This is a genomic window from Streptomyces sp. PA03-3a, assembly GCF_033792735.1.
Taxonomy (GTDB): Bacteria; Actinomycetota; Actinomycetes; order Streptomycetales; family Streptomycetaceae; genus Actinacidiphila.
Genome location: NZ_JARAVM010000001.1, coordinates 95,350 through 115,485 on the forward strand (window position 1 = coordinate 95,350; position 20,136 = coordinate 115,485).

Sequence of the window (20,136 nt, forward strand, 5' to 3'; positions counted from 1 at the left end):
CCTCTCAGAACTCCAGGACGACCTGGAGCGCGTCGGCGGGACGCTCATCCAGCAGGACGTAGGCTTCGGCCGCGTCGGCGACCGGGACGACATGGCTGACGAGGGACCGCACGTCGACGTGGCCCTCGGCGACCAGCCGCAGGAAGGTCTGCTGCAGGCGCTCGACGGTCCAGCGCCCGCTGAGCTGCGGCGGGACCCCGCCGATCTGGGAGCAGATCAGCTGGACGCGGTTGTGGTGGAACTCGTCGCCGAGTCGCAGGCCCACGCCGTCGCCCTGGTAGAAGCCGGAGGCCACGACCCGGCCGCCGACCGCGACCGAGCGCAGGGCGTCGTGCAGGGCCGGGTAGGCGCCGCTGATCTCGATGGCGACGTCGGCGCCGCGGCCGTCGGTGGCGGCGCGGATCCGTTCGGCGACCGCATCGGTGCGGGCGTTGAGCGTGGTCGTCGCGCCGTACTCCCCGGCCTTGGCCAGGCGGACGTCGAGCGCGTCGACGGCGGTGACGCGGGCGCCGTTCAGCTGGGCGAGGCGTGTGGTGAGCAGCCCGATGACGCCCTGGCCGAAGACGGCGACGTCCTCGCCGAGATGGATGTCGGCGCCGAGGACGGCGTTGTACGCGATCGCGCCGACGCGGGCGAAGGCACCGGCCAGCGGCTCCAGACCGGCCGGGAGCACGTGCCCGACCATGCGCTCGGCGGGCACGACGCCCTCGCTGCGGTGGCCCCAGATACCCCAGACGAGGTCGCCGACGGCGGGCATGCCGGGGACGTCCGTGAGTTCGGGTGAGACTTCCGTCACCTCGCCGACCTCGGAGTACCCCCAGCCGGCCACGGGGTACTCGATGCCCGCCGCGCCGTCGCGGAACAGGCGCGCCTCCGGGTCCCAGGTGCGGGTCAGGTACGGGTTGGTGCCGCGGTAGGCGGTGAGTTCGGTGCCCGCCGAGATGCCGGAGTAGCGGGTTCGTACGCGCAGATGGCCAGGGGGCAGGGGGACTGACTCGCTCGGGGCGACCTCCACCTGACGGGGGCCGGTGAACTGGACTACGCGTTCCACAGGGGACTCCGGAAAGATCGGTTATGCGGTCCGTTCAGCCATCGAAGGCTGACTTACGTCGAAGATATCCGAGACTTAAGTCTTGTCAACAAGCAAAAGTGGTGCTCTGATGCAACGCGTACGTAACGCAAGGCTGACGATGAGGACGGTTGATGCGCATGTGGTCCCGACGGTCGAGGGCGCTGGCGAGCGGCTTGGCCGCCGTAGTGGGAATCGGGGTGATGTCCGGCTGCGCGGCGCAGGACAACGGGAAACCGGACAACAAGATCACCGTCTGGAGCCTGGAGAACCTCACCGACCGCGTGGAGGCGACGAAGAAGACCATCGCCGCCTTCGAGAAGGAGTCCGGGGTCAAGGTGAACCTGGTCGGGGTCGACGAGGGCCAGCTGCCGCAGCTGATCATGTCGGCCGCCGCCGCGGGCACCCTCCCCGACGTCATCGGGGGCATCCCCCTCGCGCCGGTCTGGCAGATGTACAGCAACGGCCTGCTGAACACCGCCGCCACGAAGAAGATCGTCGACGATCTGGGGCCGGGCACCTTCAACGGCAACGCCCTCAAACTGACGGGCGACGGCGCCACCCGCCTCGGCGTGCCCAGCGACGCGTGGATGCAGATCCTCGTCTACCGCAAGGACCTCTTCGCCAAGGCAGGTCTCGCCGCCCCCGACAGCTACGACGCGATGCTCAAGGCCGCGCGGAAGCTCAACAGCGGCGGTACCAGCGGCATCTCGCTCTCCACCGACCCCAGTGACGTCTTCACCCAGCAGAGCTTCGAGGACATCGCCCTGGCCAACGGCTGCGAACTCGCCGACCCCAAGGGCGACGTCACCCTCGACAGCCCGCAGTGCGACCGCGCCTTCGACGCCTACGACAAGCTCGCCGGCGACTACGGCGCCCCCGGCACCCAGACCGTGGACACCACCCGGGCCGTCTACTTCGCGGGCCGCTCCTCCATGATCGTGTGGTCCACCTTCCTCCTCGACGAGCTGGCCGGCCTGCGCGGCGACGCACTGCCCAGCTGCGCCCAGTGCAAGAAGGACCCGCAGTACCTCTCCGACAACAGCGGCATCGTCACGGCGCTGAGCGGTCCCGACGCCGCCAAGCCCGCCCAGTTCGGCGAGGTCTCCTCCTGGGTGGTCACCAAGACCGCCGAGACCGCGGCCTCGGAGAAGTTCATCGAGTACATGATGGGCGACGGCTACCAGGGCTGGTTCGGCATGGCCCCCGAAGGCAAGATCCCCGTCCGGGCCGGAACCGCCGACGACCCGCAGAAGTACCTCAAGGCCTGGCGGGCCAGCGACATGGGCGTGGACACCAAGAAGTCCATGCAAGAGGTCTTCTCCCCGCAGCTGCTCGACGAACTCGCGGCCGGCGTCAGCAACATGAAGCGCTGGGGCATCACCCAGGGCCAGGGCGCGCTCGTGGGCGCCACGATCGGCGAACTGCCCATCCCCAAGGCGGTGGGCGACATGACCACCGGCCAGACCTCCCCCCGGGAGGCGGCCGAGGAGGCCGACGAGGAAGTCGCGTCCCTGCAGAAGTCCCTCCAGTGAGCCGCCCCCGGCCTCGTCCTTCAAGGAAGCAGTGATGAGCACCGCACAGAGCACACAGCAGCGGAGAACGCCGGAGGCGGACACCGCGAACACCAGGTCCCGGCGCCCGCTGACCCTGGCCCAGCGGGAGAACCGGGCCGGACTCGCCTTCGTCTCGCCCACCCTCCTGGTGGTCCTGGTCGTCGTGGTCCTGCCGATCGCCTGGACCGTCCTGCTGGCCTTCCAGCACGCCCGGCTGGTCGACATCCAGGGCATGGGCTTCCTGTCCAACTGGACGTGGAGCAACTTCAGCGAGGTCTTCACCTCGCCCGGCTTCTGGACCTCGCTGTGGACCACCCTGGTCTACACCGTCGGCGCCACCGCCGGCTCCATCGTCCTCGGCCTGATCGCGGCGCTCGCGCTGCGCCGCCCCTTCCGCGGCCGGGCCCTGCTGCGCGGCACGATGCTGCTGCCCTACGTCGCGCCCGTCGTCGCCGTGACCTTCGTCTGGGAGATCGCGCTCAGCCCGCAGTTCGGCGTCGTCAACGAGGTGGGCACCAAGCTGTTCGGCTGGGACGAGCCGGTCGCCTTCCTGTCCACCAGGTCCCAGGAGATATCCCTGCTCGGCTGGCACGTCCACGTGCCGCTGGCCCTGCTGACCGTGATCGCCTTCGAGACCTGGCGCTACTTCCCCTTCGCCTTCCTCTTCCTGATGGCCCGGCTGCAGGCCGTCCCGGAGGGCCTGGAGGAGGCCGCCGTCGTCGACGGCGCCACCCTCACCCAGCGGTTCCGGCACATCCTGCTGCCCCAGCTGATGCCGGTCATCGCCCTGCTGTCGGTGCTGCGCTTCATCCTCACCTTCAACAAGTTCGACGACATCTACCTGCTCACGGGCGGCGGCTCGGGCACCGACGTGGTCGCGGTGCGCGTCTACGACTTCCTCACGGCCCGCTACGACGTGGGCGCGGCCGCGGCCCAGGCCCTCGTCCTCGCCGCGATCCTCGCCGTGCTGCTCGGCATCTACTTCAAGTTCTTCGCCAAGAAGGTTCAGGAGGAGGCGTGATGGCCAGTCGCGCACAGATCGAGGACCGCACCTTCGGGGTCCTTCGGTGGGTGGTGATCGCCGGACTCGCGGTCATCACGATCTTCCCCTTCTACTACATGCTGCTGCTCTCGGTGAAGCCGATCGACCAGCTGCTGCTCGACCCCGGCAAACTGTGGGTCGGCACCTCCGAGTTCACCCTCGACACCTACCGCACCGTCCTCAAGTCCGTGGACGACGGCGGCCAGGGCTTCCTGCGGATGCTCGGCAACTCCGCCCTCGTGGCGCTCGGTTCCATGCTGCTGACCCTGCTGGTGTCCGTCCCCGGCGCCTACGCCATCACCCGGCTCAGGTTCCTCGGCGGGCGGCAGGTCAGCGCGCTGTTCCTGGCGGTCTACCTCTTCCCGGCGACGCTGCTCGCGGTGCCGCTGTTCGTCATCTTCGCCCGGATCGGCCTGCAGGGCAGCCTGTTCGGCCTCGCGATCGTCTACATCGCGCAGACCGTGCCGGTGTCCATCTACATGCTCAAGAACTACTTCATCACCATCCCGGAGAGCATCGAGGAGGCCGCCGCCCTCGACGGCGCCTCGCGGCTGCAGACCGTGCGCAGGGTCGTACTGCCCCTCGCCGCACCCTCGCTGATGGCCACCGGGCTGTACGTCTTCATGATCGCCTGGAACGAGTTCCTCTTCGCGCTGCTCTTCCTCGCCGCCGACCCGGACAAGTGGACGGTGTCCCTGGGACTGCAGCAGCTCGCCAACGGCATCGAGGTGCCGAAGACCGTCCTCATGGCAGGCTCCGTCGTGCTGACGATTCCCGTGGTACTCCTTTTCTACGCGGCCGAACGGCTCCTCACCGAGGGCCTGACCAGCGGCGCGGACAAGAGCTGAGCACCATGGCCCGACACGAGGGGGAGCGAGGAAGGATGGCTACGCCCTGGAGCACCGCCGGACACCTGCTGGAACTGATCAGGACCGGGCAGGCGACCACCCGTGGGGAGCTCCAGCGCGTGACGGGTCTGTCCCGCTCCACCGTCGGCCAGCGGCTGGACCAGCTCTTCGCCGCGGGCTGGCTGCGCACCGTACCCGGCGGGCAGTCCACCGGCGGACGGCCCTCCACCCACCTGCAGTTCGACTCCGGGCACGCCGCCGTGCTCGCCGCCGACCTGGACACCACCAGCGCCCGCGCCGCGGTGCTGGACCTGTCCGGGCGGGTACTCGCCGAGCACACCGGGGAGTTGCTGCTCGACCAGGGCCCGGACCGGGTGCTGGACGAACTCGGCCGCTGGTTCGCCAAGCTCGTCGTCGCCGCCGGTGTCCCGGCGGCCGCGGTGTGCGGTGTCGGCCTGTCGGTGCCCGGTCCCGTCGACTGGACCACCGGCGTGGTGGTCCGGCCGCCGATCATGCCCGGCTGGGACGGGTACCCCGTGCCGGCCCGGATGCAGGAGGCGCTCGCCCGCCACGCCGGACTGCCCGCCTCGGTGCCGGTCCTGGTCGACAACGACGCGAACCTGATGGCCCTGGGCGAACAGCGCGACTCCTGGCTCGACTGCTCGGCCTTCGTCCTGGTCAAGGTGTCCACCGGCATCGGTGCGGGCGTCGTCATCGACGGCACCGCATTCCGCGGCATCGACGGCGGCGCCGGCGACCTCGGGCACATCCGCCTGCACGACGCGTCCGACGCCCTGTGCATGTGCGGGTCCCACGGCTGCCTCGCCGCCGTCGCCAGCGGTCGCGCCCTGGCCGGGCAGCTCAGCGCCCTCGGCGTGCGGGCCGGCTCCGCCGCGCAGGTGCGCGAGCACCTCGACGCAGGCCACCCGGACGCGGTGCGCCTGGCCCGCGAGGCCGGCAGGCGCTGCGGCGAGGTGCTGGTCACGGTCGTGACCCTGCTCAACCCCGGTGTCCTGATGATCGCCGGGGACCTCGCCGAGACCCACTTCGTCACCGGGGTGCGCGAACTGCTCTACCAGCGCGCGCTGCCCCGGGCCACCCGCAACCTGCAGGTCGTGACCTCACGGCTCGGTGACCGCGCCGCCCTCGCCGGCGCCACCGCCATGGTGGTCGAGCACCTCTACGCCCCGGACCAGGCCAACGAACGGCTGGCCGCCGCGGCCCCGACCGACCCTGGAGCACAACTGTGAACACCCCCGCCCCCGTCGAGGTCGGACTGATCGGCGCAGGCCCCTGGGCCCGCGCCATGCACGCGCGGATCCTGGCCGCAGGACCCGAGACACGGCTCACCGCCGTCTGGGCCCGCCGGACCGAGGCCGCCCGCGAGATCGCCGACACCTACGGCGTGGTGACGGCCGGCAGCCCGGAGGAACTCTTCGACCGCTGCGAGGCCGTGGCCTTCGCCGTGCCCCCCGCCGTCCAGGCCGAACTCGCCGTACGGGCCGCCAAGGCCGGCAAGGCCCTGCTGCTGGAGAAGCCGCTCGGCCCCGACCTGGCCTCGGCACGCGCGGTAGCCGACGCCGTCGCGGAGGCCGGTGTCGTCTCCCAGATGGTGCTGACCAAGCGCTACCAGGCCGAGACCCGCGACTTCCTGCGGCGGGCACGGGAGGCCGAGGTCACCGGCGCGCGGTCCTGCTACCTGCACGGGGCCTTCCTCGGTGGGGAGTTCGCCACCGGCTGGCGCCTGGAGCAGGGCGCCCTGCTCGACCTCGGCCCGCACCTGATCGACCTGCTCGACGCGGCCGTCGGCCCCATCACCTCGATCCGCGCCACCGGCGACCCCCGGCGATGGGTGGAGGTCACCTGCGAGCACGAGAACGGGGCGGTGAGCCAGGCCTCCCTCTCCGGCAGCGTCCGGCTGCCCAAGCCCCGTACCCGGATCGAACTCCTCGGCCCCGGCGGGGAACTCGTCTACGACACCTCCGTCATCGACCACGAGGAGGGCTGGCCCGTCCTGCGCGCCGAATTCGCCGCCGCCGTCCGGTCCGGCCGCGCGGGCGAGCTCGACGCGCGACGCGGACTGCGCCTGCAGGAACTCATCGACGCGGCCCTGCGCTGATACCCGGCGGGTATCACAGAGCGCGGAACAGGTCTTGGACACGGCGCCCGCCCGGCCCGAAGACTCGGAGGTGTCACAGGACACCCACGAGAGGGGCGAGCGTCATGAAGGTCTTCCTCACCGGAGGCTCCGGCTACATCGGGCGGGCCACCATCGAGGCACTGGTACGCCGGGGGGTCCAGGTCGTGGCCCTCGCGCGCAGCGAGGAATCGGCCCGGGTCGTCCGCGAGCTCGGGGCCGCACCCGTGCAGGGGGGCCTGACCGACACCGACGTGCTGCGGGCCGCCGCGCGCGCCGCCGACGGGGTCATCCACATGGGCCAGCACTACGGCCCCGACACCGCCGAGGTCGACCGGGCGGCGGCCGAGGCGTTGCAGGACGGCGCCGGAGCGCGCCCGTACGTGCACACCGGCGGGGTGTGGGTCTACGGCGACACCGACGGCGTGGCCGACGAGGACGCCCCGCTGTCGCCGCCCCGCATCACCGCCTGGCGGCTGGAGAACGAGAAGCGCGTCCTGGCCCGGGCCGGGACGGGCGAACGGCCCGTCGTGGTCATGCCAGGCCTGGTCCACGGCCGCTCCGGCGGGCTCGTCGAGACGTTCTACGCGGCCCCGGGCCGGGAGACCGGCTCCGTGCCCTGCGTCGGCGACGGCGCCAACCACTGGTCGACCGTGCACGTCGACGACGTCGCCGAGCTGTACGTACTCGCCCTGAACGCCGCGCCCGGCTCGGTGTACGCCGGGGTCGGCGATCTCTACCCGACCCAGGCGGAGATCGCCCACGCGGTGAGCCGGGCGATCGGCCGCCCCGGAGCGGTCCGGCATCTGACGGAGGCGGAGGCCGAGGAGCGGATGGGCCCCATCGCCGAGGCCTTCGCCCTCGACCAGCGGCTCACCGGTGCCCGGGCCCGCCGGGAGCTGGGCTGGCGGCCCACCCGGTCCGACCTGCCGGCCGACCTCGCCCGCCCGTGAGCCCGCGCGCGAGCGTGCCCACGAGCCAGCGCGTGAGCCCGCCCCGCTGAGAAGGGCGGGCCGGGCGGATACGCTCGGATGTGTCCGTCCCGGCGTGAATGCGAGGAGGGACCCGTGGACCTGGATCTCCGCAAGCTGCGGTACTTCGTCGCGGTGGCCGAGGAACTGCACTTCGGCAGGGCGGCCGAGCGCCTGCACATCGCGCAGCCCGTGCTGTCACGGCAGATCAGGGCGCTGGAGGACGAGCTCGCGGTGCGGCTGTTCTCCCGCGACCGCCGCAGCACCGAGCTGACCCGGGCCGGCGCGCAACTGCTCACCGACGCGGGACCGCTTCTGGCGGCCGCCGACGCGACCCGGCGGCGCGTCGCCCGCGCGGCCCGGGGCGTGGCCTCCTTCACCGTGGGCTTCATGCCGGGACTGATCGTCACGGGTGCCGTGCGGGAGCTCTCCCGCCGGTACCCGGAGCTGTCGGTCGAGGTCGTCAGGACGAACTGGGACGACCAGACGGAGGTGATCCTCGACGGACGTGTCGACGTCGGCTACGTCAGGATGCCCGTCGACACCCGGGGCCTGGCGACCCGCAGCCTCCTCGCCGAACCCCGCGTCGCGGTCCTGCCCGCGGACCACCCCTACGCCGGCAAGCCCGCCCTGCGCATCGCGGACCTGGCGGGCGAACACCTCCTGCAGGACCCCGCCGCCGTGCCCGAGTGGCGGGACGTCGCCCGGGAGCTCGCCGACCCGCAGCAGCGGCCGGCCGTCCCGGGCTTCCGTTCCGTCGAGGAGAAGCTCGAGAGCGTGGCGGCCGGCCGCGGCGTCGTCGTGCTGCCGCTGTCCACCGCGACCTACTACACCAGGGCCGACATCGCCCACGTCGAGATCGAGGACATCGGCCCCAACCGGGTGTTCCTTGCCTGGGACGGCAGCCGGCACGACCCGCTCCTGGAGGAGTTCGCCGACATCGCGGTCGACTGCGCCGACTCGTCCGCCTGACCGACGCCTGACCGCTGAACGGATTCCGCACCCGATCCGTACTGAGGGCACGGGGACGAGAGGAGAAGCCCCGCGCGAAGGCGCGACGGGGCGGCGGAGCGGGAGAGAGACGCCGATGAATCTTGACGTGGTGGGGGAGCCGGGGCCGACGGGCGTCACCGGCGGGGCCGACGTCTGGGTGGAGAACTGGGGAGCGCAGGCCATGTGCCGGATGGAGGACCCGGACGTGCTGTTCGTCCAGGGTGCCGCCCAGAAGCGCGTCAAGGCCGTGTGCGGCGGTTGCCCCGTGCGCACCGAGTGCCTGGCCGACGCCCTCGACAACCGTACCGAGTTCGGGATCTGGGGCGGTATGACGGAGCGTGAGCGCCGCGCGCTGCTGCGCCGCCGCCCCACCGTCACGTCCTGGCGCACTCTGCTGCGGACGGCACGTCAGGCCTACGAGCGGGGGCCGCGGCGGGCCTCGGCCTGAACGCGCCGCACACCGGAGGCGGCGTGGACCCGACACCGTTGTCGGACCGCGCTGTTACGGTCAGCGGCCATGGTGGCAGACGATGGAATCGCGTGGATCGGCGAGCGCTGGCCGAATTCCGAGGACCCCCTCCTGGGGGTGCAGGCCGGTCTCGTGTTCGCCGAGCACGTCGCGCCGCAGGACCTGGCGGTGGTCTTCGGCGCCGTCCCCTGGGAGATACCCGAGCCCGTCGGCGCCGAGGCCAAGGCCGTCCACGACCGGACCCACCCCCGTATCCGGGTTCCCGACGAACCCCGCCTCACCGCCTACGGGAGGGAGGGGGACTGGTCCTTCCTCGCGGGGAACTTCGACTACCTGATCCACTTCCGGGAAGGCTTCGCGCTGCCGCGGGGAACGGGCCGGGCCGTCCTCCTCTACAACATCGCCGCGAGGGGCATGTACTGCATGGCCTACTTCGAGGGCGGCCGCCGGGTGTGGAGCGGCGAGATCCACGGCCGCTTCGGCGGCGCGGCCGAACCGGACGGCGGGCACTACTTCGACCACGTGCCGGAGATGTCCTTCCTCAACCGGGCCATGCACGACGCAGGATGCCGTCCCGAGGTCCACCATGCCGACGGGCGCCGGGTCTTCGAGAACGATGGCTGGATCACCGACTGGCGGGAGCGGTTCCTGAAGGGCCTGGAGATCGCCTTCGGGATCTCCGTGTGCCAGGAGGCCTTTGACGCCGGCCGGTACCCGCTGGCCTCCGTGTACGAGTCCTGATCACCGCCGGTGCGCTCCGACGACGCCGGACGCGACCGGGGCGGGCGATCGGGCACCATGGCCTGGTGAGCACCATCGTCAAGTTCTTCGTGGCGCCGGGTCACGAGACCGCGGCCGCGGTCGTGGTCGGCGGACCCGGCAGGGCTTTCGAGTCGCTGGAGTACGGCAACTTCGACGCCGAGGAAGCGCTGATCGAATGGGAGGGCATTGTCACCGGCCGGAGCTTCGGCGAACTCGTCGACGCCGGTGTGCCCGAGGCCGTTGCCGAAGCCGGCGCCTGGGAAGGTCCGGCCGTCATGGCCGTTTCGCGCGCCCTTCAGGACGCACTCGCCGCCGCCGACGCGTCCCGGCTCGCCGGGATCGGCGAGGCGTGGATCCGGGTGCGGGCGGAGGAGGGGGAGGTGTTCGACCACGAGATCGTGACCGAGATCCTGGGCGGTCTCGCCCGGCTGGCCCGCGGCATCGGCGCCCGGGACGGTCACCGCCTCTACTGCTGGATGGCGTAGGGGCGCAGACGTCACCGCCGATCGACTCCCGCTCGATCAAGGGCCCGTGTCAGTCCGTCGCGCCGGTGCCGTCGATCGCCGTGGTGATGGGCCCGTCCTCGCCGTACGCGTCGAACCCGACGATCCTGCCCTCCTCGACCGTGAAGACGTGCACGACCGCGGAGTCGAACGGCCGGCCGGTCCCGTGGCCCGCGCCCTGCGTCCGTCCCACGGCGACGACCTGGCCCCCCTCCTCGAAGAGCCGGTCGGTCTCGATACGGCTCTCGATTATGTGGAACGTCTTCTTGAAGAACGCCGCGAAACCGGCGAGTCCGGGGTCCGCGCCCCCGCCGGGCAGCGCGTCCGTCACCCGGATCCGGATCCCAGGGGAGGCGATGGCCGCCAGCGTGTCCCGGTCGGACCGCAGCATGGCGTCGTACATCGCCTCGGCGACCTCCTGTGGGGCCGCGCTCCCGGATCCGGGTGTCTCGGGCATGGCGATCTCCTGAGGTGATTCAAGGATCAACTGTTGGGAAGGTTGTCGGATCGTAGGTGAGCATAGGGGAGTCGGGGGTTCCTCCGCCGGGCGGTCCGAACGGCGGAATCCGGCGGCGTTCCACGGCGAGTCCGGGGCGTACCACCCCGGTCCGCGCCGGCCCGGGCCGTGGCGCTCGGACGAGGGCGGCGGGGCCGCACCGATGGGCGCCCGCAAACGGCGCCCCGCCGGTCGCCCGGAGAAGCGGCGTCCGGGTGCCTCTCGGCGGTTCCCGGCCGCCCACCCCGGTGGTACGGTCCGGTCCAGTCGTGGCCCCGTCCGGAGGGTGACGAGACGCACCCGAGGGTGACCGGCGAGGGAGAAGCGCGACGTGAGACGGATGACGGCCCGTCCGGCGAACGGGCACCAGGCGCGGGTGCTGCGCCTGCTGCGCGACGCGGGTCCGCAGTCGCGGGCCGTGCTCGGCGACCAGGTGGGGCTCTCCCGCTCCAAGCTGGCGGTCGAGCTCGACCGCCTGCTGGAGACGGGTCTTGTCGTCCCCGACGGACTCGCCGCCTCCCGCGGCGGACGGCCCTCCCACAATGTGCGCCTCGCCCCCTCGCTGCGCTTCCTGGGCGTGGACATCGGCGCCACCTCGGTCGACGTGGCGGTCACCAACGCCGAGTTGGAGGTGCTCGGCCACCGTGCCGCGCCGTACGACGTGCGCGAGGGACCGGTCGCGGTGTTCGAGCAGGTGCTGGCGATGGCGGCCGAACTGCGCGACACCGGCGCCGCGGAGAGCTTGGACGGCGCGGGGATCGGGGTGCCCGGGCCGGTGCGCTTTCCCGACGGCGTGCCGGTCGCCCCGCCGATCATGCCCGGCTGGGACGGCTTCCCCGTCCGGGAGGCGATGAGCCAGGAACTCGGCTGTCCCGTCCTCGTCGACAACGACGTGAACCTGATGGCGCTGGGGGAGCAGCATGCCGGGGTCGCCCGTTCCGTGCGCGACTTCCTCTTCGTCAAGATCGGGACCGGGATCGGCTGCGGCATCGTCGTGGGCGGACAGGTCTACCGCGGGGTCACCGGCAGTGCCGGGGACATCGGGCATATCCAGGTGGTGCCGGGCGGGCTCTCCTGCGCCTGCGGCAACCACGGGTGCCTGGAGGCCTACTTCGGCGGCAGCGCCCTGTCCCGGGACGCGGCCGCCACGGCGGCGGCGGGCCAATCGGCCGCGCTCGCCGACCGATTGGCCTCGGCGGGGACGCTGACCTCCGCCGACGTGGCGGCCGCCGCGGCTGCCGGGGACGGAGCGTCCCTCGACCTCATCCGGCAGGGCGGCAACCGCACGGGGCAGGTCATCGCGGGCCTGGTGAGCTTCTTCAACCCCGGACTCGTCGTGATCGGCGGCGGGCTCACCGGCCTGGGGCACACCCTCCTGGCGAGCATCCGCAGCCAGGTGTACGGCCAGTCGCTGCCGCTGGCCACCGGCAACCTGCCGATCGTCCTCAGCGAACTCGGTCCGACCGCGGGAGTGGTCGGCGCCACCCGTCTGATCAGCGACCACGTCTTCTCGCCGGTGTGACCCGACCGGCGGGCACGGCCCGCGAGTGCGCGGCCGTTCCCCTCCGTTCGCCGGTCCCTCGCCGTTCCGTTGCCGTGAGTTCGACGTCGGCGTCCTCCACGACCCCTGTACGCCAGGTGAGTTGGCCTGCGTTCAGACTTTGTCCTGGAACCGGGAAAAGACCTTGCCGATTCGTGCGCAACTTCTTCCCCCACCGGGCGGGCGCTGCTACTTTCCCATCGAAAGCCTGACGGAGCGGGACCGGCCGATGGCGGTCCGGTATCCCCATGCCGAGGGCCGGGGGAGGTGAGGGGCACGTGAGACGCATGACAGCTCGACCCGCCAACGCGCACCAGGCGCGGCTCCTGCGGCTGCTCCGTGACGGCGGACCCAACTCCCGTGCCCAGATGGGGGACCAGATCGACCTGTCCCGTTCCAAGCTCGCGGTCGAGGTGGACCGGCTGCTGGAGACGGGCCTCGTCGTCGCGGACGGCCTGGCGGCCTCGCGCGGCGGCCGGCGTTCGCACAACATCAGGCTCGCGCCTGGCCTGCGCTTCCTCGGCGTCGACATCGGCGCCACCTCGATCGACGTCGCGGTCACCAACGCCGAGCTGGAGGTGCTCGGCCACCTCAACCATCCGATGGACGTCCGTGAGGGACCGGTCGTCGTCTTCGAGCGGATCCTGGAGATGGCCGCCAAACTCCGGGCCGCCGGCCTCGCCGAGGGCTTCGACGGGGCGGGGATCGGGGTGCCGGGGCCGGTGCGCTTTCCCGAGGGTGTGCCCGTCGCCCCGCCGATCATGCCCGGCTGGGACGGCTTCCCGGTCCGCGAGGCGCTTAGCCAGGAACTGGGCTGCCCCGTCATGGTCGACAACGACGTGAACCTGATGGCGCTGGGGGAGCAGCACGCCGGCGTCGCCCGCTCGGTCGGCGACTTCCTCTGCGTCAAGATCGGCACCGGCATCGGCTGCGGCATCGTCGTCGGCGGTGAGGTGCACCGCGGTGTGACGGGCAGCGCCGGCGACATCGGCCACATCCGGGTCGAGGCCGACGGACGCGCCTGCGCCTGCGGCAACAAGGGCTGTCTGGAGGCCCACTTCAGCGGCGCGGCGCTCGCCCAGGACGCCGTGGAGGCGGCCAGGTCGGGCCGGTCCCCGGCCCTCGCGGCGCGGCTCGAGGCGTCCGGGCAGCTCTCCGCCGTCGACGTCGCCGCGGCGGCCGCGGTGGGCGACGCGGCGGCACTGGAACTCATCCGCGAGGGGGGCAACCGCGTCGGGCAGGTCATCGCCGGGCTCGTCAGCTTCTTCAACCCCGCACTGGTCGTGATCGGCGGCGGCGTCACCGGTCTCGGCCACACGCTGCTCGCCAGCATCCGCAGTCAGGTCTACCGCCAGTCGCTGCCGCTCGCGACCGGCAACCTTCCCATCGTCCTGGGTGAACTGGGCCCCACCGCCGGCGTGATCGGCGCGGCCCGGCTCATCAGCGACCACGTGTTCTCCCCGGCCTGATCCCCCCACCGGCCAAGGCTCCACCCGCACCACGGCACCACCGGCTCCACCTGCACGCTCTGCACGCGCACGTGTCACCCGCACCCGCCGAGGGGATCGTCATGGCACCTGAACCACCGGCACCGCCGCCCCCGACAGCACCTTCGCTGCTCACGATGTCCGGCATCACCAAGTCGTTCCCGGGCGTCCGCGCCCTGGACGGCGTCGACCTGGACGTCCAGGCCGGCGAGGTGCACTGCCTCCTCGGCCAGAACGGCGCGGGGAAGTCCACCCTCATCAAGGTGCTCGCCGGGGCTCACCAGCCCGACGGCGGGGAGATCACCTGGCGCGGGGAGCCGGTGTCGCTGAGGTCGCCGATCGCCGCCATGCGGCTCGGCATCGCCACCATCTACCAGGAACTCGACCTGGTCGAGGGGCTGTCCGTCGCCGAGAACGTCTTCCTGGGCCACGAACCGACCACCGCCGGCTTCGTCGTGCGCGGACGTGACGCCCGCCGCGAGGCCGCCGTGCTGCTGCGCCGGCTCGGCCATCCCGAGATCGACCCCGCCCGCCGCGTCGGCGACCTCTCGGCCGCCCAGCAGCAGATCGTCTCGATGGCCCGGGCGCTCTCCCACGACGTGCGCCTCATCGTCATGGACGAGCCGTCCGCCGCGCTGGACCCCGAGGAGACGGACAACCTGCTGCGCATCGTCGGGCAGTTGACCGCCGACGGCGTCGCGGTCGTCTACATCTCCCACCGGCTGGAGGAGATCCGCCGCGTGGGCGACCGGGTGACCGTACTGAAGGACGGCCGCGCGGTTGCCAACGGGCTCCCGGCCAAGTCCATGCCCACCCGGGACATCGTCGCGCTCATGACGGGCCGTGATGTCGAGTACGTCTTCCCCCCGCGCCCCTCGGGGCCGCGCTCCGGCGACCCCGTCCTGCGGGTCGAGGGACTCGCCCGCGACGGCGAGTTCGCCGCGGTCGACCTGGAGGTGCGTCCGGGCGAGATCGTCGGGCTCGCCGGACTCGTGGGCTCCGGACGGTCGGAGATCCTCGAGACGCTCTACGGCGCCAGGAAGGCCACCGCCGGCCGGGTCACCGTCGACGGCCGGCCCCTCAAGCCCGGCAGCGTCCGTTCGGCCGTCCGCGCCGGGCTGGGGCTGGCGCCGGAGGAGCGCAAGGCGCAGGCACTTCTGATGCTGGAGTCCGTCACCCGCAACGTGTCGGTCTCCACGCTCACCCGCTTCTCACGGGCCGGGTGGCTCGACCGCAGGGAGGAACGGCGCGCCGCCCGGGAGGCCACGCGCTCGCTGTCACTGCGGCCCGACAACCCCGACGCCCGGGTGCGAACCCTGTCCGGCGGCAACCAGCAGAAGGCCGTCCTGGCCCGCTGGCTGCTGCGCGGCTGCCGTGTCCTGCTGCTCGACGAGCCCACCCGGGGCGTCGACGTGGGCGCCCGCGCCGAGCTGTACGCGGTGATCCGCCGGCTCGCCGACGACGGGCTCGCCGTACTCCTCGTCTCCAGCGAGGTCCCCGAGGTCCTGGGGCTCGCGGACCGGGTGCTGGTGCTCCGCGAGGGACGCGTCGTGCACGCGGCGCCCGCGACGGAGCTCGACGAACACCGTGTACTCGACCTTGTCATGGAAGGGAGCCCGAGCCGATGACGCAGCCCGCATCCGAGGCCCCGCAGGCACCGACGCCGCCCGCGGACGCGCCTCCCGTCACGAAGGGCGGCGGCCGGCGTCCCGCGCTGGGGTTCCACGCCGACGTCCGGAACCTGTCCCTGCTCGGCGTCCTCGCCGCCCTCGTCCTCGTCGGCGGCATCACGCAGCCCGACTCCTTCCTGGACGTCTCCAACCTCCAACTGGTGCTCACCCAGGCCTCTGTCATCGGTGTCGTCACCGTCGGCATGACCTTCGTGATCACCAGCGGGGGCATCGATCTGTCCGTCGGCGCGATCGTCGCGCTCGCCTCCGTGTGGGCGACGACCCTCGCCACCCAGGAGTACGGCTTCACGGGCATCCTCTTCACCGCGGTCGTCGTCGGCGTCGGCTGCGGACTGGTCAACGGGGTGCTCATCGCCTACGGCGGCATGGTGCCGTTCATCGCGACCCTCGCCATGCTCGCCTCGGCGCGCGGCCTCGCCCTGTACCTGACCGACGGCAAGACGCAGATCGTCACCGTGAACTCGGTGCTCGACCTCGGTCTTCCCGCCAGCTACGTCCTCGGCATCCCGCCGCTGGTGCTGGTCTTCGCCGGGGTCACCGTCATCGGCTGGCTGGTGCTGAACCGGACGACCTTCGGGCGCAGGACCGTGGCCGTCGGCGGCAACGCCGAGGCGGCCCGCCTCGCCGGCATCGACGTCCGCCGGCAGCGGCTCTACCTCTACCTGCTGTCCGGGCTGTGCTGCGGCATCGCGGCCTTCATGCTGATCATCCTGTCCGGCTCGGGCCAGAACACCAACGGCAACCTCTACGAACTCGACGCCATCGCCGCGGCGATCATCGGCGGCACGCTGCTCAGCGGCGGCCGCGGCACGATCGTCGGCTCCGTCCTGGGCGTCCTGGTGTTCATCACCATCCAGAACATCTTCGCCCTCAACAACCTGGAGAGCGCCGTCCAGCAGATCGCCAAGGGAGCGATCATCGTGGCCGCCGTCCTGGTCCAGCGCAGCACCGTGCGCAACGGCGACGGCTGACCCAGCCCGTCGCGCCCGGCTCCACCCGACAACCCGCACGCGCCCCGCACCGCCCTATCCCGAAGGGTTTCACCGTCATGCCAAGAATCCCGGTCACCAGCCGCAGAGGACTGCTCTTCGGCGCCGCCGCCGTCTCAGCCGGAGCGGCCCTCACCGCCTGCACCAGCAACGAGCCGAAGAAGGCCGGCACGGCCGCCACCACGGCGGCGGCCGCCGACGACAAGCCCGGCACGCCGGTCACGATCGGCTTCGCCGGCCCGCAGGCCGACCACGGCTGGCTCAACGCCATCAACCAGAACGCCAAGGACCGTGCCGCGAAGTACTCCGAGGTGACGCTGGAGATCACCGAGGGCTCCAACGACACCGCCGCCCAGATCGGGCAGATCCAGACGCTGATCAACAAGAAGGTCGACGTCCTGGTCATCCTGCCGGCCGACGGCAAGGCCCTCACCCAGGTGGGCCTGCAGGCCATGAAGGCCGGCATCCCGGTGATCAACCTGGACCGGATCTTCGCCTCCCCGCAGGCGTACCGCTGCTGGATCGGCGGCGACAACTACGGCATGGGGCTCAACGCCGGCCGCTACATCGGCGAACAGCTCAAGGACAAGCCCGACGCCAAGGTCGTCGAGCTCGCCGGCATCGACAACCTGGAGCTGACCCGGCAGCGCACCCAGGGCTTCGACGACGCCCTGAAGAACTACCCCAACATCAAGAAGGTCGCCCGGCAGGCCGCCGAGTTCACCGTCGAGAGCGGCCAGGCCAAGATGGCCCAGCTGCTGCAGGCGCAGAAGCAGTTCGACGCGCTGTGGAACCACGACGACGACCAGGGCGTCGGCGCCCTGCGCGCCATCGCGCAGGCGGGCCGCGACGACTTCTTCATGGTCGGCGGCGCCGGGTCCAAGGCGGCGATGGACGCCATCAAGGCCGACAACGGCGTGCTGAAGGCCACCGTCCTCTACCCGCCCACCATGGCCGCCTCCGCCATCGACCTGGCCCGTGCGCTCGGCCAGAAGAAGGGCGTCAGCGGGATGTCGGAGCTGGAGATCCCCGCGTCGATCACCCTGTACTCCGCCGTCGTCACCAAGGAGAACGTCGACGAGTACCTGCCGACCGGCTTCATCTGACAGATCCGACCCGCCCGTCCGATCCGAGCAACCGACGAGGAGCAACGGCATGGCTGACATGGCCGGCAAGGAAGACAGTGAGGCAGGGGCCGCTTCGCCGGCGCTCGGCATCGGCATGGTCGGATACGCCTTCATGGGCGCCACCCACTCCCACGCGTGGCGCACCGTGGGCCACGTGTTCGACCTGCCGATGAGGCCCGTCATGGCCGCGATCGGCGGCCGGGACGCGGGCGCCGTCCGGGCCGCGGCCGCCCGGCACGGCTGGGCGGCCGCGGAGACGGACTGGCGGGCACTGGTGGACCGGGACGACGTCCAGCTGGTGGACGTGTGCACCCCCGGCGACAGCCACGCCGAGATCGCCGTCGCGGCGCTCGAGGCGGGCAAGCACGTGCTGTGCGAGAAGCCGCTGGCCAATTCGGTCGCCGAGGCCGAGGCCATGGCCGCGGCGGCCGAGCGGGCGGCCGCCCGCGGCCAGGTGGCCATGGTCGGCTTCAACTACCGGCGGGTGCCCGCGGTCGCGTTCGCCCGGCGGCTCATCGCGGACGGGAGGGTCGGCACGATCCGCCACGTGCGGGTGACCTACCTCCAGGACTGGCTCGTCGACCCGGACTTTCCGCTGACCTGGCGGCTCAAGCGCGAGTACGCGGGCTCCGGGGCCCTGGGGGACCTCGGCGCGCACGCCGTCGACCTCGCCCAGTACCTGGCGGGGGAGCTCCTGGTGGGCGTCTCGGCGCTCACCGAGACCTTCGTACGGGACCGGCCCGAGCTGGACGGCGCCTCGTCGGGGCTGTCGGGCTCCGGGAGCGCGCGGCGGGGGCCGGTGACGGTCGACGACGCGGCGCTGTTCACCGGGCGGCTCACCTCGGGGGCGCTCGCCTCGTTCGAGGCCACCCGGATGGCGTCGGGGCGCAAGAACGCCCTGCGGCTGGAGATCAACGGCGAGCGCGGTTCGCTCGCCTTCGACCTGGAACGGCTGAACGAGCTGTCGTTCCACGACCACACGGAGCCCGCCGAAACGGCCGGCTTCCGGCGGATCCTGGTGACCGAGCCGGGCCATCCGTACCTGGAGGCGTGGTGGCCGCCCGGCCACGCGCTCGGCTACGAGCACACCTTCACCCACCAGGCGCGCGACCTCGTCGTCGGCATCGCCGAGGGGACCGCCCCGGCGCCGTCGTTCGCCGACGGCCTGCAGGTGCAGCGCGTCCTGGCCGCGGTGGAGGAGAGCGCCGAGAAGAACGCCGTCTACACCCCCGTCCCCTCCTGACCACACCCGCATCGAGGAGGCCCTCGCCGTGCCACGACCCTTCACACTCTTCACCGGCCAGTGGGCCGACCTGCCTCTGGAGGAGGTCTGCCGACTCGCCCGCGACTTCGGTTACGACGGGCTCGAACTCGCCTGCTGGGGCGATCACTTCGAGGTCGACAAGGCTCTCGCCGATCCCGCGTACCTGGACGGGCGGCGGGCGCTGCTCGACAAGTACGGACTGAAGTGCTGGGCGGTCTCCAACCACCTGGTCGGACAGGCCGTCTGCGACAACCCCATCGACGAGCGCCACAAGGGGATCCTGCCCGCCCGCATCTGGGGCGACGGTGAGCCGGAGGGCGTGCGGCAGCGCGCCGCGCGCGAGCTGGCCGACACCGCGCGCGCCGCGGCGGCCTTCGGTGTGCGCACCGTCATCGGCTTCACCGGCTCGTCGATCTGGCATCTGGTGGCCATGTTCCCGCCGGTCCCGGAGCGGATGATCGAGCGCGGCTTCGAGGACTTCGCCGAACGGTGGAACCCGATCCTGGACGTCTTCGACGCCGAAGGGGTCCGCTTTGCCCACGAGGTCCACCCCGCCGAGATCGCCTACGACTACTGGACCACGCACCGCGCGCTGGAGGCCGTCGGCCACCGGTCGGCGTTCGGGCTGAACTTCGACCCGAGCCACTTCGTGTGGCAGGACCTCGACCCCGTCGGGTTCCTCTGGGACTTCAAGGACCGCATCTACCACGTCGACTGCAAGGAGGCCCGCAAGCGCCTCGACGGCCGCAACGGGCGCCTGGGCTCCCACCTGCCCTGGGGCGACCCGCGGCGCGGCTGGGACTTCGTCTCGGCCGGGCACGGCGACGTGCCGTGGGAGGACGTCTTCCGGATGCTGCGGTCGATCGGATACGACGGCCCGATCTCGGTCGAGTGGGAGGACGCGGGGATGGACCGCCTCGCCGGCGCCCCTGAAGCGCTTTCCCTCCTGAAGCGCTTTGACTTCGACCCGCCGACGGCGTCCTTCGACGCCGCGTTCGGAGGCAACGACTAGGGCGTCGTCGCAGGTCACAGCCAGAAGTCCGCAGCCCGGCGGCCATCGCCGCCGGGCCTGTCGGGCTGCCTGGGCGCTCCTTTGTCCTGACCCTGGAGAAAGTTCAACTTATCTGCCGCACAAGGGCTTTCGGTCCCGGACGAACCCGGCTACCGTCCCTGAGGTGTACAGGACACGGGC

General features: G+C 71.9%; 19 protein-coding genes. 17 read left to right on the top strand and 2 right to left on the bottom strand.

The annotated features are described in order from the left end of the window. Positions 1-4: 4 nt before the first annotated feature. Positions 5-1,051, bottom strand: coding sequence for a zinc-dependent alcohol dehydrogenase (locus PV342_RS00380; RefSeq protein ID WP_386993935.1), 1,047 nt, complete (start codon positions 1,049-1,051; stop codon positions 5-7). A 152-nt stretch (positions 1,052-1,203) separates the two neighbouring features. On the opposite strand from PV342_RS00380, the gene PV342_RS00385 reads away from it, so the two are divergent. The 10 genes from PV342_RS00385 to PV342_RS00430 all read left to right on the top strand — a co-directional run bounded on the left by PV342_RS00385 (position 1,204) and on the right by PV342_RS00430 (position 10,332). Beyond that, the gene (locus PV342_RS00385) at positions 1,204-2,604 is read left to right on the top strand and encodes an ABC transporter substrate-binding protein (RefSeq protein WP_400797302.1); all 1,401 of its coding nucleotides are present in this window, start codon (positions 1,204-1,206) and stop codon (positions 2,602-2,604) included. A 34-nt stretch (positions 2,605-2,638) separates the two neighbouring features. Continuing rightward, complete coding sequence (locus PV342_RS00390) at positions 2,639-3,646, top strand: carbohydrate ABC transporter permease (RefSeq protein ID WP_329183628.1); 1,008 nt, start codon at positions 2,639-2,641, stop codon at positions 3,644-3,646. Continuing rightward, entirely contained in the window at positions 3,646-4,515 is an 870-nt protein-coding gene (locus tag PV342_RS00395) for a carbohydrate ABC transporter permease (protein ID WP_018563723.1), read from the top strand. The genes PV342_RS00390 and PV342_RS00395 overlap by 1 nt, the downstream gene beginning before the upstream one ends. A 35-nt stretch (positions 4,516-4,550) precedes the next feature. Then, complete coding sequence (locus PV342_RS00400; RefSeq protein ID WP_500315532.1) at positions 4,551-5,765, top strand: ROK family transcriptional regulator; 1,215 nt, start codon at positions 4,551-4,553, stop codon at positions 5,763-5,765. Next, a complete protein-coding gene (locus PV342_RS00405) occupies positions 5,762-6,634 on the top strand; it encodes a Gfo/Idh/MocA family protein (RefSeq protein WP_500315533.1) in 873 nt (290 codons plus the stop codon). Before PV342_RS00400 ends, PV342_RS00405 begins: the two co-directional genes overlap by 4 nt. A 104-nt stretch (positions 6,635-6,738) precedes the next feature. Further along, positions 6,739-7,605: an NAD-dependent epimerase/dehydratase family protein gene (locus PV342_RS00410; RefSeq protein WP_500315534.1), complete on the top strand. Its 867-nt coding sequence runs from the start codon at positions 6,739-6,741 to the stop codon at positions 7,603-7,605. 114 nt (positions 7,606-7,719) lie between these two features. Continuing rightward, positions 7,720-8,595: a LysR family transcriptional regulator gene (locus tag PV342_RS00415; RefSeq protein WP_386993928.1), complete on the top strand. Its 876-nt coding sequence runs from the start codon at positions 7,720-7,722 to the stop codon at positions 8,593-8,595. A 115-nt stretch (positions 8,596-8,710) separates the two neighbouring features. Beyond that, positions 8,711-9,064: a WhiB family transcriptional regulator gene (locus PV342_RS00420; RefSeq protein WP_051102266.1), complete on the top strand. Its 354-nt coding sequence runs from the start codon at positions 8,711-8,713 to the stop codon at positions 9,062-9,064. A gap of 69 nt (positions 9,065-9,133) precedes the next feature. Beyond that, positions 9,134-9,826 (top strand): hypothetical protein, encoded by a 693-nt coding sequence (locus tag PV342_RS00425; RefSeq protein WP_500315535.1) that lies wholly within the window; start codon positions 9,134-9,136, stop codon positions 9,824-9,826. Positions 9,827-9,891: 65 nt separating this feature from the next. Then, a complete protein-coding gene (locus tag PV342_RS00430; RefSeq protein ID WP_400797279.1) occupies positions 9,892-10,332 on the top strand; it encodes a hypothetical protein in 441 nt (146 codons plus the stop codon). Positions 10,333-10,381: 49 nt separating this feature from the next. Here PV342_RS00430 and PV342_RS00435 read toward each other — a convergent pair whose 3' ends face one another. Then, on the bottom strand, positions 10,382-10,807 hold the full coding sequence (locus PV342_RS00435; RefSeq protein ID WP_500315536.1) for a nuclear transport factor 2 family protein: 426 nt from the start codon (positions 10,805-10,807) through the stop codon (positions 10,382-10,384). Between the two features lie 379 nt (positions 10,808-11,186). Between PV342_RS00435 and PV342_RS00440 the strand changes: the two genes are divergently transcribed. From PV342_RS00440 to PV342_RS00470, 7 genes are all read left to right on the top strand, one after another. Further along, on the top strand, positions 11,187-12,368 hold the full coding sequence (locus PV342_RS00440) for an ROK family transcriptional regulator (protein WP_400797507.1): 1,182 nt from the start codon (positions 11,187-11,189) through the stop codon (positions 12,366-12,368). A 305-nt stretch (positions 12,369-12,673) separates the two neighbouring features. After that, positions 12,674-13,855, top strand: coding sequence for an ROK family protein (locus PV342_RS00445; RefSeq protein ID WP_400797276.1), 1,182 nt, complete (start codon positions 12,674-12,676; stop codon positions 13,853-13,855). A gap of 101 nt (positions 13,856-13,956) precedes the next feature. Continuing rightward, positions 13,957-15,501 (top strand): sugar ABC transporter ATP-binding protein, encoded by a 1,545-nt coding sequence (locus PV342_RS00450; protein ID WP_400797273.1) that lies wholly within the window; start codon positions 13,957-13,959, stop codon positions 15,499-15,501. After that, on the top strand, positions 15,498-16,535 hold the full coding sequence (locus tag PV342_RS00455) for an ABC transporter permease (RefSeq protein ID WP_329183612.1): 1,038 nt from the start codon (positions 15,498-15,500) through the stop codon (positions 16,533-16,535). The genes PV342_RS00450 and PV342_RS00455 overlap by 4 nt, the downstream gene beginning before the upstream one ends. A 77-nt stretch (positions 16,536-16,612) precedes the next feature. Continuing rightward, positions 16,613-17,659 carry a substrate-binding domain-containing protein gene (locus PV342_RS00460; protein WP_400797270.1) on the top strand — a complete coding sequence of 349 codons (1,047 nt, stop codon included), beginning with the start codon at positions 16,613-16,615 and terminating at the stop codon, positions 17,657-17,659. A gap of 49 nt (positions 17,660-17,708) precedes the next feature. After that, positions 17,709-18,923 carry a Gfo/Idh/MocA family protein gene (locus PV342_RS00465; RefSeq protein ID WP_386993920.1) on the top strand — a complete coding sequence of 405 codons (1,215 nt, stop codon included), beginning with the start codon at positions 17,709-17,711 and terminating at the stop codon, positions 18,921-18,923. Between the two features lie 28 nt (positions 18,924-18,951). Beyond that, positions 18,952-19,956 carry a sugar phosphate isomerase/epimerase family protein gene (locus PV342_RS00470; protein WP_400797266.1) on the top strand — a complete coding sequence of 335 codons (1,005 nt, stop codon included), beginning with the start codon at positions 18,952-18,954 and terminating at the stop codon, positions 19,954-19,956. The last annotated feature ends 180 nt before the right edge of the window (positions 19,957-20,136 follow it).